Origin of the sequence: Chitinophaga sp. 180180018-3 (genome assembly GCF_037893185.1) — a bacterium.
Classification (GTDB): domain Bacteria; phylum Bacteroidota; class Bacteroidia; order Chitinophagales; family Chitinophagaceae; genus Chitinophaga.
This window is the reverse complement of the sequence record NZ_CP140772.1, coordinates 332,013-348,206: the sequence shown is the minus strand read 5'-3', so window position 1 is coordinate 348,206 and position 16,194 is coordinate 332,013. Positions and strand designations below refer to the sequence as shown.

At 47.9% G+C, this 16,194-nt stretch carries 14 protein-coding genes; 6 read left to right on the top strand and 8 right to left on the bottom strand.

From position 1 onward, the window contains the following. Window positions 1–16: 16 nt before the first annotated feature. From UNH61_RS01435 to nirB, 3 genes are all read right to left on the bottom strand, one after another. Window positions 17–1,309, bottom strand: a complete 1,293-nt coding sequence (locus tag UNH61_RS01435) for an alginate export family protein (protein ID WP_326990324.1) — start codon at window positions 1,307–1,309, stop codon at window positions 17–19. An 81-nt stretch (window positions 1,310–1,390) separates the two neighbouring features. Beyond that, complete coding sequence (gene nirD, locus UNH61_RS01430; RefSeq protein WP_326990323.1) at window positions 1,391–1,765, bottom strand: nitrite reductase small subunit NirD; 375 nt, start codon at window positions 1,763–1,765, stop codon at window positions 1,391–1,393. Window positions 1,766–1,790: 25 nt separating this feature from the next. After that, the gene (gene nirB, locus UNH61_RS01425; protein WP_326990322.1) at window positions 1,791–4,289 is read right to left on the bottom strand and encodes a nitrite reductase large subunit NirB; all 2,499 of its coding nucleotides are present in this window, start codon (window positions 4,287–4,289) and stop codon (window positions 1,791–1,793) included. Between the two features lie 182 nt (window positions 4,290–4,471). On the opposite strand from nirB, the gene cobA reads away from it, so the two are divergent. Then, on the top strand, window positions 4,472–5,248 hold the full coding sequence (gene cobA / locus UNH61_RS01420; protein WP_326990321.1) for a uroporphyrinogen-III C-methyltransferase: 777 nt from the start codon (window positions 4,472–4,474) through the stop codon (window positions 5,246–5,248). Next, complete coding sequence (locus UNH61_RS01415) at window positions 5,235–5,924, top strand: Crp/Fnr family transcriptional regulator (RefSeq protein WP_326990320.1); 690 nt, start codon at window positions 5,235–5,237, stop codon at window positions 5,922–5,924. Before cobA ends, UNH61_RS01415 begins: the two co-directional genes overlap by 14 nt. 7 nt (window positions 5,925–5,931) lie before the next feature. Here the strand turns inward: UNH61_RS01415 and UNH61_RS01410 are convergent, their stop codons facing one another. The 5 genes from UNH61_RS01410 to UNH61_RS01390 all read right to left on the bottom strand — a co-directional run bounded on the left by UNH61_RS01410 (window position 5,932) and on the right by UNH61_RS01390 (window position 10,441). Beyond that, complete coding sequence (locus UNH61_RS01410; RefSeq protein ID WP_326990319.1) at window positions 5,932–7,002, bottom strand: winged helix DNA-binding domain-containing protein; 1,071 nt, start codon at window positions 7,000–7,002, stop codon at window positions 5,932–5,934. 66 nt (window positions 7,003–7,068) lie between these two features. After that, a complete protein-coding gene (gene rsmI, locus UNH61_RS01405) occupies window positions 7,069–7,737 on the bottom strand; it encodes a 16S rRNA (cytidine(1402)-2'-O)-methyltransferase (RefSeq protein ID WP_326990318.1) in 669 nt (222 codons plus the stop codon). Between the two features lie 132 nt (window positions 7,738–7,869). Beyond that, complete coding sequence (purS, locus tag UNH61_RS01400) at window positions 7,870–8,115, bottom strand: phosphoribosylformylglycinamidine synthase subunit PurS (protein ID WP_326990317.1); 246 nt, start codon at window positions 8,113–8,115, stop codon at window positions 7,870–7,872. Between the two features lie 135 nt (window positions 8,116–8,250). Continuing rightward, a complete protein-coding gene (locus tag UNH61_RS01395; protein ID WP_326990316.1) occupies window positions 8,251–9,018 on the bottom strand; it encodes a CDP-alcohol phosphatidyltransferase family protein in 768 nt (255 codons plus the stop codon). Window positions 9,019–9,148: 130 nt separating this feature from the next. Next, the gene (locus UNH61_RS01390; protein ID WP_326990315.1) at window positions 9,149–10,441 is read right to left on the bottom strand and encodes an aminopeptidase P N-terminal domain-containing protein; all 1,293 of its coding nucleotides are present in this window, start codon (window positions 10,439–10,441) and stop codon (window positions 9,149–9,151) included. A 323-nt stretch (window positions 10,442–10,764) separates the two neighbouring features. Between UNH61_RS01390 and pckA the strand changes: the two genes are divergently transcribed. The 4 genes from pckA to UNH61_RS01370 all read left to right on the top strand — a co-directional run bounded on the left by pckA (window position 10,765) and on the right by UNH61_RS01370 (window position 16,170). Then, on the top strand, window positions 10,765–12,366 hold the full coding sequence (gene pckA, locus UNH61_RS01385) for a phosphoenolpyruvate carboxykinase (ATP) (RefSeq protein WP_326990314.1): 1,602 nt from the start codon (window positions 10,765–10,767) through the stop codon (window positions 12,364–12,366). Window positions 12,367–12,575: 209 nt separating this feature from the next. Then, a complete protein-coding gene (gene folD / locus UNH61_RS01380) occupies window positions 12,576–13,463 on the top strand; it encodes a bifunctional methylenetetrahydrofolate dehydrogenase/methenyltetrahydrofolate cyclohydrolase FolD (protein ID WP_326990313.1) in 888 nt (295 codons plus the stop codon). Window positions 13,464–13,506: 43 nt separating this feature from the next. Beyond that, window positions 13,507–14,133, top strand: a complete 627-nt coding sequence (locus tag UNH61_RS01375; protein ID WP_326990312.1) for a 7-carboxy-7-deazaguanine synthase QueE — start codon at window positions 13,507–13,509, stop codon at window positions 14,131–14,133. A 144-nt stretch (window positions 14,134–14,277) separates the two neighbouring features. Then, the gene (locus UNH61_RS01370; protein WP_326990311.1) at window positions 14,278–16,170 is read left to right on the top strand and encodes an OmpA family protein; all 1,893 of its coding nucleotides are present in this window, start codon (window positions 14,278–14,280) and stop codon (window positions 16,168–16,170) included. The last annotated feature ends 24 nt before the right edge of the window (window positions 16,171–16,194 follow it).

Sequence of the window (16,194 nt, the reverse complement as noted above, 5' to 3'; positions counted from 1 at the left end):
GTACTGTTATTTGTTGTTATTTAAATTTCCATTCGGGATGGATATTGATCGTTACATATGCCCAGTTGCTATTGGCAGCCGGGTCTTTAACATTCTTTACAGCGGCCAGTGAAGCAGTGCTCCAGAAGTGGCTATAGCCGGCTTCAAATCCTATCATCTTTGTAAGTGCGTAGGTAGCAACGATATCCGCCTCTGTTCCGAATTTTTTGCTCATTTCAGCGCTATAGAATTCGTGTACATCAGCGCCTATTGTGCAGCGGGAACCGGCTGTCAGCTTTGTTCTGAGATAATAGTCCTGCAGCCCTTTGTTTCCAAACGGACTGGCAACGTAGAAATAATCCATATATCCCCAGAACTTATGTGGAGTACCATACAACGGATCGAAATCAGGAGTTGTATAATCCACTCCGAGGCCTGCGCCGAAATTGCTGCAAACGGCATATTGCAAATACCCGGAGAGCAGCGTTGCATTAATCGTTTGCCCGTTTGCGTTAGTACCTCCCTGGTAGTAAGCGGATGCCGTACCGGATAAATGAGTACCCTCCACGGTATAGAACAGACCGGTTGTAATGCGGCTATATGCAGGCCCTTCCCAGGTTTTCGCTACACTGTCGACACGATATTTCGAAAACTGATCGGAAAGAAAAAGAAAGGAAAGATGACCTTTATCGAACTTCCTGGAAACATACAGGTATTCCAGGCTTTTATAAGCACTTCCCCCGTTGGTATTAGCGGTATAATTGCCCGGAGGAACGGGATTATAAATGGTGCCTGAGGCATTTTCCTTATTCTGATTGAAAGCAAATCCTGCGTGCATTGTCCAGGAGCTGCTTTCATACTTCACCACCGCCGCATCGTGCCGGCGTCCCTGCTGTAGCCAGTCGAGGTTACCTAACAACCGGCTGTCGTCATACACCAGTTCCTGACGGCCGATTTTAACGGACAGGCTTTTGTTTTTTACCACCGTATCCGTAAGCAGGATTTCCGCCCAGGCTTCATGCAGCATAAAGCCGTTGTTATCGGGCGTAGTAGTGCGGTTTATGGTAGAAACATCCTGCCCCCATACACGTACATCCTGTACCGTCAGGCCCAGTTTAATGCGGTATGCGCTGAAACCGGCCATCAGCCGGGTGCGCTGAGAGGTGAAGAAAGCCGGGGCCGCGCCCTGGGGTTGGGGAGCGCCTTGTCCGTTGCGAAGCTCAGAGCGGGTGCGCAGCTGAGCTCCGAGGGTGAACTGGGCATAGCTGTAATGCGACAGTAACAGCCCAGGCAACATGAGTCCTATGCTGCCATGAAACCATTTTTTCATGTACCTTTGGTTGATTTTAAGTGAGTCAATCCATTTTGAAATCAGAAGCCCGGCCAGCCTGCCCGCTGCCGGGTTTCCTATTTATGCTTCTGCCATTTCTGTTCCTTCACTCACGCCGATGTATACAAGGTCGTCGATGATACGCACCGGGTAAACCGTCAGTGCACATTCGGCCTCATCAGATAAACAGCGACCATCGAGCAGCGAAAATGTTTTCTTATGAAAGGGACATGCTACCTTGGGTTCGTCTTTGGTGGTGCCAGTCATACCGCGACTCAGCGCCATCTGTTGCCTATGCGGACAAAGATTCTGGGTAGCATACCATTCATCTCTCCGGGCAAAATAAAACAATGCAATCTGCTCCTCTTTGTACTTTACGCAAACACCGCCATTGGTGGGTACATCCGATGTTCTGCAGGCAAAAAACCAGTGAATGGTTGTTGAAGAAATAGACATAGCAGTAAATTTTTTATGAAGAAAATTATTTCCAGTCAGCAGCTTTTTTCTGCTGGCGAAGCGTTTCGAATTTCACTGTAGGATCTTTGTCTTCCGGTGCATTGATAAAGTGGGTGAACCGCTTACGCAATTCCGGGTTTTCCACGACCTCTTTCCACTCACATTTGTAGCTGTCGACCAGCAGCTGCATTTCAACTTCCAGCTGCGCGGCAATACCAAGACTATCATTCACCACTACATTGCGGAGATAATCTATTCCGCCGTCGAGCTTATTCAGCCAGGTAGCAGTACGTGTAAGCGGATCCGCGGTTCTTATATAGAACATCAGGAACCGGTCGATGTATTTGATGCAGGTTTCGCTGTCGAGGTCGGCTCCCAGTAACATGGCGTGTTGCGGCTTGGAGCCTCCGTTTCCGCATACATACAGGTTCCAGCCTTTTTCGGTAGCGATGATGCCAAAATCTTTCGACTGCGCTTCTGCGCATTCCCTGATGCAGCCTGATACAGCAGATTTGATTTTATGTGGGGCACGAAGGCCCCGATAACGCTCTTCGATGCGGATAGCATAGCTGACGCTGTCGTGCAGTCCGAAACGGCACCAGGTAGAGCCTACGCAGCTTTTCACGGTACGCAGTGCTTTCCCGTATGCGTGGCCACTTTCGAAGCCGGCAGCAATCAGTTCTTCCCATATCTTCGGCAGGTCTACGAGGTGCGCACCAAAAAGATCGATACGTTGTCCGCCGGTGATTTTTGTATAGAGATGATATTTCCTGGCGATCTCTCCGATAGTAATCAATTTCTCAGGTGTTATCTCTCCGCCCGGAATACGCGGTACTACAGAGTAAGTGCCTCCTTTCTGAATATTAGCCAGGTATCTGTCGTTCGAGTCCTGCGCCGTGTCATTTCCTTTACCCAGGATCATATCATTCCACAAACTGGCGAGGATAGAAGCAATGACGGGTTTGCATATTTCACAGCCTTCGCCATCACCGTAATGATCCAGTACCTCGTCGAATGAGCGTAGTGATTTGATTTTTACGAGATCTATCATTTCCTGCCGGGAGTAGGCAAAGTGTTCGCAGATAACGTTGCGGATGTACCTGCCCTGGGCTTTCATCGTAGCGGTGATGATATCTTTTACCATGGGAGTACATCCGCCGCAGCAGGTACCGGCCTTTGTACATTTCTTCACCTCATCGAGGGTTTCATGCCCGTCTGTCACCGCCTGACATATCGCGCCTTTGCTGACGCTTTCGCAGCTGCAGATCAGGGCCTCATCGGGTAAGGCATCCAGTCCGGTGCTACCGGTAGTGCTTTCCCGGGCCGGGCCCAGCAACAGGGATTCGGGATCCGCAGGCAGTACCAGTTTATTCTTTGCTGTTTGTAACAACAGATTATAGGCTTCAGCTTCACCAATGAGAATACCTCCCAGCAATTGGCGGCCATCCGGCGTAATATCGATGCGTTTATAAACGCCTTTGTATTTGTCTTCAAAAACAATACTACGGCAGTTTTCAGGAGCGGTAAAAGGATCTCCGAAGCTGGCAACATCCACCCCGATGAGTTTCAGTTTGGTGCTCATATCAAAGCCGGTGAATGCTTTCAGCTCACCGGAAATATGTGCGGCCACCACTTCTGCCATTTCGTATCCCGGCGCCACCAGTCCGTATATCATATTATTATAAAGTGCGCATTCCCCGATGGCATAGATAGATGGATCGGAGGTCTGTAGTTGTTCATTTACCACAATGCCGCCACGGGCCCCAGTTTCCAGGCCCGCTGCTATTGCCAGTTCATCCCTGGGCCTGATGCCCGCTGAAATCACGAGCATATCCGCCTGCAGGAAAGTATCGTCTGTAAACTGCAATCCGGTGATATATTCATCGCCGGTGATCACTTTCGTATTTCTGTTGGTCAGTACTTTAAGCCCCAGTTCCTCCAGCTTTCCCTGTAACAATACCGATCCCTTTTCATCGATCTGGCGAGGCATCAGCCTGGAGGAGAATTCTATCACATGGGCATCTCTGATCCCAAGATCCAGTAAAGCTTTGGCAGCTTCCAGCCCGAGCAGTCCCCCACCAATCACCGCCCCGGTTTTGGCCCGCTGTGCATGGGCTTTCATCATTTCCAGATCTTCGATTGTGCGGTAAATGAATACGCCTTTCTTATCAATTCCCGGCACCGGCGGCACAAAGGCAGCCGAACCGGTGGCCATAATAAGATAGTCGTAGGCCTCGGCGGCACCTTTAGCAGCATAAATCATTTTGTGTTCCCGGTCGATGCGGATAACCGGGTCGCCCAGATGCAGGCGTATGCCTTTTTGCGTATACCATTCCGGTGTGGCCAGCAGGAGCTCTTCAGCTGTTTTACCATCAAACCAGGACGTGAGATGTACCCGGTCGTATGCAGGTCGGGGTTCTTCTCCGAAAACCACCAGGTCCACCGCTCCGGGGGTGATCCTGGCACATAGCTTCTCACAGAATTTGTATCCCACCATGCCATTTCCAATAACAACTATTTTCATTGGAGTAGATTTAAGACCTGAATAAATTATATTATAATTAATTCTATATAATATTATTTATTGTTTTGGTGAAGATTTTAAATCTAGGTGCATGATGTTAGTTATAAAATTAATAGTTTTATATTAATTTCATCTTGAAAAATTGAAATTATATCACATTATTTATTTTATAATATAAAATTATGAACCGGCCTTTTTTATCATTAGTAGGTGCAGGCCCCGGTGATCCGGAGCTGATCACCCTGAAAGCGATTCGTACGATACGTCAGGCCAATGTTATATTATATGATGCCCTGGTAGACATTTCTTTACTGGAATATGCATCTCCAGGAGCGATCATACGGTTCACCGGCAAACGCTATGGCTGCCATACCCTGTCGCAGCAGGAGATCAACCAGCTGATCGTAGAAATGGCACTCGCACATGGTCATGTAGTCCGGTTAAAAGGCGGCGATCCGTTTGTTTTCGGCAGAGCGGTGGAAGAAATCACTTATGCCAGGGAACACGGGGTAGCCGTAGCTGTTATTCCCGGCATCAGCAGTGCCATAGCGGTACCGGCTTCTCAAATGGTGCCGCTCACCAACCGCGGAATGGCGGAGAGCTTCTGGGTTACAACAGGCACTACCCGGTCGGGCGACATCTCCGGAGATGTAGAACTGGCGGCACGTTCCACTGCTACTGTAGTCATATTGATGGCCATGAACAAACTGGAACAGATCATGGATATTTTTATGAATAGCGGGAAGAAAGAAACGCCTGCCGCTGTTATCCAGGAAGGCACTACTACCAGCGCCAAAATGGTAACTGGTACTGTAAAGGATATTGCACTACGGGCCCGGGCTGAAAACATCGGTAACCCCGCCATTATTATTGTCGGGGAAGTAGTATCCCTGCAATCATTGTTATCGGATCCATTTCCTTTTATATCCTCCCGGCATTTTACACATGAAGAAAGATAAACAGGGTTGCGACGGAAAAACCTGCCTGCTTTGCAGGTTATCAATGAGTGAATGGGGCACTGCTATTGCGCTCCATCGGAAGAATTTTGTGTTACGCAAGAACGAGGTATTGTTCCGTGAAGGCGAGCGGGTAACGGGCATTTATTTTATCTACGAAGGTGTTGTAAAGGTCCATAAACACTGGGGAAGCGACAAAGAGCTGATTGTTCGTTTTGCGGGTCCGGGCGACATTGTCGGGCACCGGGGAATTGGGGGCACTGAACCAATCTTTCCGGTATCGGCTACCACGTTGAGTTCCGTCAGGGTATGCTTCTTTGAAATGGATTTTTTCCAGTCGTCATTACGCGTAAACCAGGAACTGCTTTATGCCCTGATGCTCTTTTATGCGCAGGAACTGCAAACTTCAGAAAAGCAGATACGTAACCTGGCCCATATGCCGGTAAAAGGAAGGTGCGCCACGGCCCTGCTGCTACTGGAAAAGTTGTTTGGGCGTTCGGATGACGGCTTCATTCATCTTTCTCTCAGCAAGCAGGATCTGGCTTCCTATATCGGCACTACCTATGAAACCATCTTCCGCATACTGAATGAATTTATATCGGAAAACCTGATCATTATCTCGGGAAAAAGTATCCGGATAGTAAATGAGAAAGGTCTTCTCAGCTACACGGAGGCATGAATACTCATTATTTGAATTCCTGCAGGGTGAAGCCCAGAAAGGCCGCATACCTCAATGCAGCCGGCTCAAAGTCTTTTAATTCAGCCTTCTTCATTGACCGGAAAGGTGCAGTTACAATGCTAACGGTATCTTTCTTAATCGTACGCTTCCAGGCGCCTATTACCTGCCCGTCACGTACCATCAGGGGATTGAAAATACCGTTCAGGGTCATCACTTTACTGGCATGCCGCATATCAATCACGGTGCTACGGTCTTTGTAGCCAACGAAATATTCATCGAAAGCGGGCAACAGCAACGCAGATGTAGTAACGGGCCTGGTTCTGCCGGGCGCCATCCACCAGGTAACATCCCCGGCCTGCTTTGCCACCAGGGCAGAGCGGGCGCTTTCCAATCCTTCCCGTGCTTCCTTCATCGGGAAACCTGACCATTGTGCAAAATCAGCCACAGTAGCTGGCCCGTGACTGGTAAAAAATCGCCGGGCCAGGGTTTGCAGTGCTGTCTCTTTATCAAGCATATCCGAGGCAGGCAGCCATTCGTCGAGCAGCGTGTAGGTAAACTGTTTTTCCCGCAGGGCGCCGTTACAGGTAATCCCTGAGATAGCGGCTTCGTACAGGATATGATTCATCCTGTTTTCGTCGGTATTGATTCCGTTTGCCTGTAAATAAGCGGTGATTTCTTTACGGGTAAGCTGTTTACCGCCTTCCAGCAATTTTATCAGCAGTTGTTTAATCCGATCGAACAAGGGTTCATCCAAGCCGAGTTTACGTTGCATGCTTCTTCCGCGGGTTCTTACGGACGGTGCGGCCAGCTGCAGCATCCAACGTACATCGGCAGCTGCCACCAGGTGCAGGGTGCCACGGAATACGGTAGTACGGATAATCTTCTTTTGCCGGATGGCGTTTTCTACATCCGCATGGGTACACCCCGGGAGGCGGGCGCCTATGCCCCATTTGCTGCTGGCGTAGTCCTGTGCCTGCATTGCTCCGAAAAAAGACACCATGCTGTCGGGTGTTTTCAGAGCAGTTTTCTGTAATTGTTGGTGTTGTAGTCGCCGGGATGCAATATCAGTGATAGACATGGTAAAAGTTTCTGGTTACAAAACAACAACCCCGGTATGACAACCCTATGTCAGTTGGGAAAAAAATTATTCGCAGCCCTGTACCACCACTACAATTTCTCCCTTCACCCCTTTCTCCGCATAGTAATCATGTACTTCCTGCAGGGTACCGCGTTTATTTTCCTCAAACATCTTGGTCAGTTCCCGGCTCACAGAGCAGGGGCGGTCGGGGCCAAAATACTGGATCAGATCCGCGAGGGTTCTTACCAGCCGCATGGGGGATTCATAGAAAACGATGGTACGTTCTTCTGTGGCCAGCCGGGTAAACAGTGTGTGGCGTCCTTTCTTGAGTGGCAGGAAACCTTCAAATGCAAACCGGTTCATAGGAATACCGCTGTTAACAAGCGCCGGAACAAACGCTGTGGCGCCCGGAAGGCATTCTACCGGGATGCCGGCGCGGGTACATTCCCTCACCAGCAGGAAACCAGGGTCCGATATGCCTGGCGTACCGGCATCGGTCAGCAGCGCCATTGTTTTGCCTTCCTGCAGCTGTTGCAACAGATGCTGCACTATTTTATGCTCGTTATGCTGATGATAGGGGGTTACGGGCTTATTGATCTGGTAATGCCGCAGCAGTACACCGGAAGTGCGTGTATCTTCCGCCAGTATCAGATCAGCCTCTTCCAGCACTTTCACAGCCCTGTAGGTAATATCTGCAAGATTACCAATGGGAGATGGAACGAGATATAGTTTCATAATTCAATTCCCTTATATAAGTACGTAAAACAGGGAAGTTCGCAGAGGTGGGAGATCCGCCCGGTTAGGTTCCTGCGCTATCTCCACTCCTTTGCGAACTTCCTGTACTGTGCCGTTACAGCACGCAATCAGTTATTGTATATGTACTTCGAAAGATTCCATTACCTGGTTTGCCAACAGCTTCTGGCAGGCATTCTCCGCGATCTGTTTTGCCTCTTCCTGGCTGGCAGCTTCGATCTGCAGGGTAATGTGCTTACCAATACGTACATCCTGTACCTGGCCTAAACCCAGGTTCTTGAGACCACCCATTACCGCTTTTCCTTGCGGATCCAATAATTCCTTCAGTGGCATCACATTGATATGTGCAGTAAAAGTCATTGTGCTAGAAATTTTGCCGCAAACGTACGATAAAAATTACGAATTAAGAATTACGAATTACGAAATGCATAGCAGATATAAGCGGATAACATATCACTCGCTTATATCTGCTATGCATTTCGTAATTCGTAATTCTTAATTCGTAATTATCTTCGGAGGCACCACCACCGACAGCACCACATAACACACGAAAACAAACGGTACTGCAGCAAATTTCAGCACCGGAATGCTCAGTATAGTGAGGATAATCAGCAGGAAGCGTGGCCAGTTGGCAGCAATGCTCTTATTCTTGAACTTCAGGCTGATCATGGGAATTTCGGCTACCATCAGGTAACAGAGCAAGCCGATAACGACGTATAATACCCAGATGTTCTGGAACCAATGCGCCAGGTTGAACGGATTGAAAAGCACGATCAGGGGAAAAGATGCCACCAGCAGGGCTACTGCAGGAGTAGGTACTCCGATGAAACTTTCGGATTGCCTTACATCTATATTGAATTTGGCAAGGCGGTAAGCCGCAAAACAAGGTACCAGCAAGGCCGGAGCCAGATTGATGATAGATACGTCAAATACATCGGGTTGCTGAAAATAAGCACTGCGCAGCAAACGGAACAGCATCATACCGGGCACTACACCGAAAGTCACCACATCTGCCAGTGAATCGAGTTCCTTTCCCATAGGACCGCTCACACGAAGCAGCCGGGCTACCATTCCATCAAAAAAATCAAAAATTCCGGCTATTACTACCAGGGCGGACGCCCAATAAACAGGTTCGGGGCTGATAATCGTATAGTCGGCACCGTTAATTTCAGCACGATACTCCGGCGCATATAGTATACATATAATCGCCAGGGCGCCGCAAAAAAGGTTACATAGGGTAAGTATGTTGGGTAGTTGTTTCATGAAACCACTGATTAATTATGACGTTTTTGACACTCCTGATGAACAGAGGCAGCAGCGAAGATATAATTTTGATGATTATCTTTTGTTTTACCTTTTCAATTCATCAGGAGCGTCAAAAAAATCAAACTGATCAGCGGGCCATCAGTGCTTCAATTTCATCCGCTGTAATCGGCATATTTTTCATCAGGTCCACATTACCTTCGGCTGTCAGCCAGATATTGTTTTCAATGCGGACACCCATTTTTTCTTCTTCAATATAAATTCCCGGCTCAATTGTCATTACCGCTCCTTCAGGAATCGGTTTATGGAAAGAAGGTCCGAGATCGTGTACATCCACGCCAAGATGGTGAGATATGCCATGATACAGGTACTTGCGATAGGCCGGATTTTCCGGATCCTGGTTCTTCACCTGTTCTTCCGTAAGTAATTTCAGTTTTATAAATTCTCTGGTGGCTTCCTCTCCTACCATTTCGTGGTACTTCGCGATGGTGATACCCGGGCGCAGGATAGATTTAGCATAGTTATGAAGATGTAAACAGGCATTGTATACCTCACGCTGGCGGGCGGTGAATTTACCATTTACCGGTACGGTACGGGTAAGGTCGGCGTTATAGCCACCGTATTCTGCGCCAAAATCCATCAGGATCAGCTCTCCGTCTTTACACTCATCGTTATTAGATACATAATGCAGCGTACGGGCGCGGTCGCCTGATGCGATAATAGAGCCATACGCTTCTCCGCCGGAACGGTTTCGCAGGAACTCATGCAGGATCTCTGCATGGATCTCATGTTCCCATACATCTGGTTTAATGAATGTCAACAGCCGGCGGAAAGCCTTTTCAGTGATATCGATCGCCTGCTGTATTACCCTGATCTCTTCCGGTGTTTTTACGGCACGCAGTTCCTTGAATATAACGGCTGCACGCAGGTAGTGATGTAACGGATAACGCACTTTCATTTCCTGGGCATAGCGGTAATCTCTTACCGGCACCAGATTAGACTTACGGTTATTTTCGTTGGAATTCAGGTAGATGTTAGCCGCATCATTAATCCATTGCTGTAAAAACGCGTCCAGGCTATCCAGCCACACTACGGTAGCGATGCCGGAAATGGCGAGTGCTTCGTCTTTACGCAGCCGGTGACCATCCCATTTTTCCTTCAGCTCGTTAGGCCGCACCAATACCAGCACTTCGCGGTATTTGGGATCAGGATTATCCGGGAACAACACTATCATGGTATCTTCCTGATCGATTCCGGTCAGCCAGTACAGGTCGGAATTCTGTTTGAACTTATACAAGGCATCGCCGTTAGTAGGCAATTCATCATTGGAATTAATTATAGCTATGGACTGTGGCTGCATTTTTGCCACAAAACGCTGACGGTTCTTCACGAACAGCTGCGGATCTAAGGGCAGATTCTTCATATCTCTTATTTTCAAATGAGGCTCCAAACCTAGCTAAAATTTCGGACCTGCGAACGGCGATTGCCGCTGAATTACCAAATCGGTCAATATCTGCATCATTAAATGACAAAATCGTACTAATATTTCCTTACTGGTATTTAATGTTATATTAACCCTTTTTTAGTTTGACAATCCTGCAAGGAAACACAGACATACTGAAGATATCGCAATGATCCCCCGATACTCGTAAGTATTTTCTAAATTTTAATGGTATAACACCTATAAAATTTGACAATATCAAAAAAACCCTAGTTTTGCTATTACACCAAAACAATCTTGCTTTTATGCAAATGAGTAGCGTAAGGAATCCTATTGCTGACTTACGGGGACTTGGCATAGAGAACGTAGCTAACGTTTATTACCAACTATCTCCTGAAGAGCTGGCGGAACAAACCGTCGCCCGCAAGCAAGGGGAATATGCAGACACCGGAGCCCTGGCCGTTAATACCGGCGAATATACCGGCCGCTCGCCTAAGGACAAATTCATTGTAAGAGACAACATCACTGCCAACACTGTTAACTGGAACGATTTCAATATTCCTATCTCCGAAGAACACTTTGATCGTTTATATAACAGGATCACCCGTTATTTCAGCGGAAAAGAAGTATGGATGCGCGATGGCTATGCATGCGCTAACCAGGACTACCGCGTGAATATACGTATGATTACAGAGCTGCCCTGGTCGAGTTTGTTTGCGTACAATATGTTCCTGCGGCCTTCAGAAGAGGAATTGGATTACATGCAAACCGACTGGACAGTGATACAGGCGCCGGGATGCCTCGCAGATCCTGCTACGGATGGTACCCGCCAGGGAAACTTCTCGGTAGTGAATTTCAGGAAGAAGATGATCCTTATCGGGGGCAGTGCCTATACCGGAGAAATTAAGAAAGGTATTTTCACCATTCTCAATTTCGAACTGCCGCATCACCATAAAGTGCTGAGTATGCACTGTTCTGCCAACCTGGGCAAAGACGGGGATACGGCCATCTTTTTCGGCTTGAGCGGAACGGGTAAAACCACGCTGAGTGCTGATCCGCAGCGCAAGCTGATCGGCGACGACGAGCACGGCTGGACGCCAAATGGTGTGTTCAACTTCGAAGGTGGTTGTTATGCAAAATGTATTGATCTTTCGGAAGAAAAGGAACCACAGATATTTCATGCCGTACGTGAGGGCGCACTGCTGGAGAATATTAAGTTCTTCCCTGGCACCCACACGGTAAACTACGCGGATAAATCCATTACCGAAAATACCCGCGTATCCTACCCGCTGCATTACATCGATAACGCGCAGGAGCCCGCAGAAGGCGGAATTCCTAAAAATATATTCTTCCTTACCTGCGATGCCTACGGTGTATTACCGCCCATATCACGGTTGTCGCCCGAACAGGCGATGTACCAGTTTATCTCCGGTTATACCGCCAAGGTAGCAGGTACAGAAGCAGGAATAACAGAGCCGAAATCCACCTTCAGTGCGTGTTTCGGAGCACCTTTCATGCCTTTGCATCCGGCGCAGTATGCGCAGATGCTGGGAGAAAAGATGCGTAACCACAACGTTAAAGTCTGGCTGATCAATACCGGCTGGACCGGCGGTGCATACGGTACCGGCAACCGCATCAGGCTGGCTTATACCCGTGCGATGATTTCATCAGTGCTGAATGGCGAACTGGACAAGGCCAACTTCCACCCGCATCCGGTATTCGGTGTTGCGATCCCAGACAGTTGCCCGGGTGTACCGGCCGACATACTGGATCCGCGCAATACCTGGGCCGATAAAGCCGCTTACGATGTGCAAGTGAGAGACCTGGCGGCGCAATTTATCCGCAACTTCGAAAAATATGCAGCCGGGGCCACACCAGAGATGCTGGCTGCAGCACCTAAAATTTAATACCTACTGTGATCTGATCCTTCCGTCGGATATATGTCCGACGGAAGGTTACATGTTGTTTTGCCTTATAATTTCCACTAAAGACAACCCAGACCCCTAAGTGTAAAAGCTACTACAGCCATTGACGGACGCAAGCCGGCATCCTGCGGGCGTTTGCATTCAAATGTTGTGGTAGCTTTTTGCTTTCAGCTTTTTCCTTACCTTTGCACATGCAAATTTTAGACGGTAAACTCGTTTCCGAGACCATAAAAACTCAATTGGCCGCTAAGGTGGCTGAATTAAAAGCTGCAGGCAAAAAAGTCCCTCATCTGGCAGCCATCCTGGTAGGTAACAACCCAGCAAGTGAAACCTACGTTGCATCCAAAGTTAAATCATGTGCAGAATGCGGTTATAATTCAACGCTTCTCCGTTTTGATGCGCAGATCTCTGAAAAGCATTTGCTTGATCAGATTATTCTGCTGAATGAAAATCCGGACGTAGATGGTATACTGGTACAGCTGCCATTACCCAAACACATCAACGAAGAACTGGTAATCAACACCATTGATCCCAGCAAGGATGTGGATGGATTTCACCCGATGAATGTGGGTAAAATGGTGAGTGGCTTGCCCGCTTTCATTCCTGCTACTCCTTATGGGATTATGCTGATGCTGGAACATTACAATATTCCTACTAAAGGTAAACATGCCGTAGTAATAGGTCGCAGCCACATCGTGGGTACTCCCATCAGTATACTGCTCAGCCGCAATACCAATCCAGGTAACTGCACGGTAACCCTTACCCATTCGCACACACACAATCTGGCTGAAATATGCCGCCAGGCCGACATCATTGTTGCTGCTATCGGCAGGCCTGATTTTGTTACTGCCGACATGGTAAAAGAAGGAGCTATCATAGTGGATGTGGGTATCAACCGTGTGGAAGATGCCAGCAAGAAAAGTGGTTTCCGCCTGAAAGGAGATGTTAAATTTGATGAAGTGGCGCCCAAATGCAGCTATATCACTCCGGTTCCCGGAGGCGTAGGTCCCATGACCATTGCCGCTTTGCTGAAGAACACTTATCATGCCGCAGTTGGGTTAAAAGGAAGTATGAACTAATAACGGATGGTTGGAAAAAATCCGACCTTTGTGAAGTAAGAATATGTCTGTAGTAAGTACTAATATCAAAACAAGCACACTACCGGTAATGGAGCGCTTCTACACCATTCAGGGAGAAGGCTATTACCAGGGAAAAGCAGCTTATTTCATCCGGCTTGGTGGCTGTGATGTAGGATGCGTATGGTGTGATGTAAAAGAAAGCTGGGATGCCGACAAACATCCGCAACTGGAAATATCCGACATCGTAGGAGAAGCCGCCCGTTATCCGGGGCGTATTGCAGTGATCACTGGCGGAGAACCATTGATGCATCAGCTGGATGGGCTTACCAGAGCGTTACACAAGGAAGGTTTCCGCACGCATATAGAAACTTCCGGCTCTTCTCCACTGAGCGGTAGCTGGGACTGGATCACACTTTCTCCTAAAAAATTCAAGGCGCCGTTACCGGAGATCTGCCGGCTGGCACATGAACTGAAAGTGGTGATCTTTAACAAGACAGATTTTGCGTGGGCGGAAAAATATGCCGCACTGGCCGGCAAACATTGTAAGCTGTATTTACAGCCGGAGTGGGATCGCAGTACAGAGATGACACCGCTGATCACAGCATATATCAAGGATAATCCGCAATGGACGATGTCGTTGCAAATCCACAAATACATCAATGTTCCCTGAGCGGGAATTCAGCAACATACTTAAACCGGGCGGAAACAGGTGCAATTATCCACTTGTTTCCGCCCGGTTGTTTATGATATCTCTAATTTCCCGGCACTATTTTTCGTAGTATTTTCGTTAATTACACAGCTACTATTATATACTATGAAAAAAACCTGCCTGTTGATACTATTGGGCTGCCTGTGCAGCATCTCCCTGCTGGCACAGTCCCAGATAGTTTCCTATGAAAACGCACCTAAAAAAGCCAAAGCCAGTTTTGATAAAGCAATAGAAGCTTTCAGGAATTATCAGAGCGCTGCCGCGATTGGTTACCTGGAAGAGGCCTTAAAATCAGCCCCAAATTTCACGGATGCATATGGTCAGATGGGGCTTTGTTATCTGGAAATGAAAAACTATAAAGCGTCCAATACAGCTTTTGAAAAACTGAAACAGCTCGACAGCAGCGGCCTGAAACCTGTGATGATAGCTTATTCCAAAGCGATGGCAGGCACCGGAAACTTTACAGGCGCTCTCCAATTGATTAACCAGTACCTGGCAGTAGCCAAAGCTAAAAGCCCAATCGCGGAAAACCTGAAAGCAAATTATGAATTTGCGGTACATAACGGAAAAACAGTGCCTTTTCATCCGGAGAACCTGGGAGCCAATGTAAACAGCAAGGATCCGGAGTATTTCCCATCGCTGACCATCGACAGCAAAACACTGATCTATACGCGGCGCGTCAATAACCGCAATGAAGATTTTTATATAACCCATCGCGATAACAATAATAAGTGGTCACCTGCTGAAAACATGGGTGAACCGGTAAACTCTAATTTCAATGAAGGCGCACAAAACATTTCACAAGATGGTACCATGCTGGTATTTACGGGCTGCGACTTTCCGGAAGGTAAAGGCAGCTGCGATCTGTACTACTCAGAAAAGACAGAAAAGGGCTGGACTGCTCCCAAAAATTTCGGTGCTCCCATCAACACCCGCGACTGGGAGTCGCAACCCTGCCTCAGCGCAGACAAACAAACGCTTTATTTTGCACGTCAAACACCAGATAACGGTTCAGATATATTTGTAAGCAATCTGCAGCCTAATGGGCACTGGAGCACACCGGAACGCCTCGGGCCCAATATTAACACCAAAGGCAATGAAAGCACTCCTTTTATACATGCCGATGGCCAGACACTTTATTTTGCCTCTAACGGTCATCCCGGTTATGGCGGAATGGATATCTTTTACTCCCGCCGTCAGCCTGATGGCAGCTGGGGCCCTGCCATCAATCTGGGTTATCCTATCAACACCATAGATGAAGATGCCTCGCTGGTAGTAGATGCCAACGGCACCACTGCCTATTTTGCATCAGACAGGGCTGAAGGGTTTGGCAGTCTGGATATCTACAGCTTCGAACTATACCCGGAAGCACGGCCCTTGCAAACATTATACGTAAAAGGATTCGTGTATGATACCGCCACCCATGCCCGGCTTGCAGCGGATATCGAAATAACTGATCTGCAGGGAGGCTACCACATCGCAAAGGTAAAAGCAAATGACAACGGCGACTACCTTGCACCACTGCCGGTGGGCAAGGACTACGCTATGCACGTGAACAAACAGGGATACCTGTTTTATTCAGATCATTTCTCACTGAAAGATCATAATCCGGGTACTCCTTTTGAAAAGAATATCCCGCTGCAACCGCTGACGGCTAATGCGAGCATTGTACTGCACAATATCTTCTTTGATACCAAACAATACAGTCTTAAACCTGCATCCATTACAGAACTCGATAAACTCGTACAGTTGTTAAAGGAGAATCCTGCTATCAAAATTGAAATTTCCGGCTATACTGACAATGTGGGCACTGATAAAGACAATCAGATCCTTTCTGAAAACCGTGCAAAAGCGGTAGTACAATACCTGACCGAAAAAGGTATTTCGGCCGCACGGCTCACCTCAAAAGGCTATGGAAAAACACAGCCGGTAGCGGATAATGATACAGAGGAGGGAAGGGCGCAGAACCGACGCACGGTGATGACAATTAAGAATTGAGAAAGAAGAATTAAGAAGAAGAGC

Excerpts from the sequence above, each read along its gene's own strand:
- UNH61_RS01435 (WP_326990324.1), bottom strand. The coding sequence starts at position 1,309 with ATGAAAAAATGGTTTCATGGCAGCATAGGACTCATGTTGCCTGGGCTG.
- nirD (WP_326990323.1), bottom strand. The coding sequence starts at position 1,765 with ATGTCTATTTCTTCAACAACCATTCACTGGTTTTTTGCCTGCAGAACA.
- nirB (WP_326990322.1), bottom strand. The coding sequence starts at position 4,289 with ATGAAAATAGTTGTTATTGGAAATGGCATGGTGGGATACAAATTCTGT.
- cobA (WP_326990321.1), top strand. The coding sequence starts at position 4,472 with ATGAACCGGCCTTTTTTATCATTAGTAGGTGCAGGCCCCGGTGATCCG.
- UNH61_RS01415 (WP_326990320.1), top strand. The coding sequence starts at position 5,235 with ATGAAGAAAGATAAACAGGGTTGCGACGGAAAAACCTGCCTGCTTTGC.
- UNH61_RS01410 (WP_326990319.1), bottom strand. The coding sequence starts at position 7,002 with ATGTCTATCACTGATATTGCATCCCGGCGACTACAACACCAACAATTA.
- rsmI (WP_326990318.1), bottom strand. The coding sequence starts at position 7,737 with ATGAAACTATATCTCGTTCCATCTCCCATTGGTAATCTTGCAGATATT.
- purS (WP_326990317.1), bottom strand. The coding sequence starts at position 8,115 with ATGACTTTTACTGCACATATCAATGTGATGCCACTGAAGGAATTATTG.
- UNH61_RS01395 (WP_326990316.1), bottom strand. The coding sequence starts at position 9,018 with ATGAAACAACTACCCAACATACTTACCCTATGTAACCTTTTTTGCGGC.
- UNH61_RS01390 (WP_326990315.1), bottom strand. The coding sequence starts at position 10,441 with ATGAAGAATCTGCCCTTAGATCCGCAGCTGTTCGTGAAGAACCGTCAG.
- pckA (WP_326990314.1), top strand. The coding sequence starts at position 10,765 with ATGCAAATGAGTAGCGTAAGGAATCCTATTGCTGACTTACGGGGACTT.
- folD (WP_326990313.1), top strand. The coding sequence starts at position 12,576 with ATGCAAATTTTAGACGGTAAACTCGTTTCCGAGACCATAAAAACTCAA.
- UNH61_RS01375 (WP_326990312.1), top strand. The coding sequence starts at position 13,507 with ATGTCTGTAGTAAGTACTAATATCAAAACAAGCACACTACCGGTAATG.
- UNH61_RS01370 (WP_326990311.1), top strand. The coding sequence starts at position 14,278 with ATGAAAAAAACCTGCCTGTTGATACTATTGGGCTGCCTGTGCAGCATC.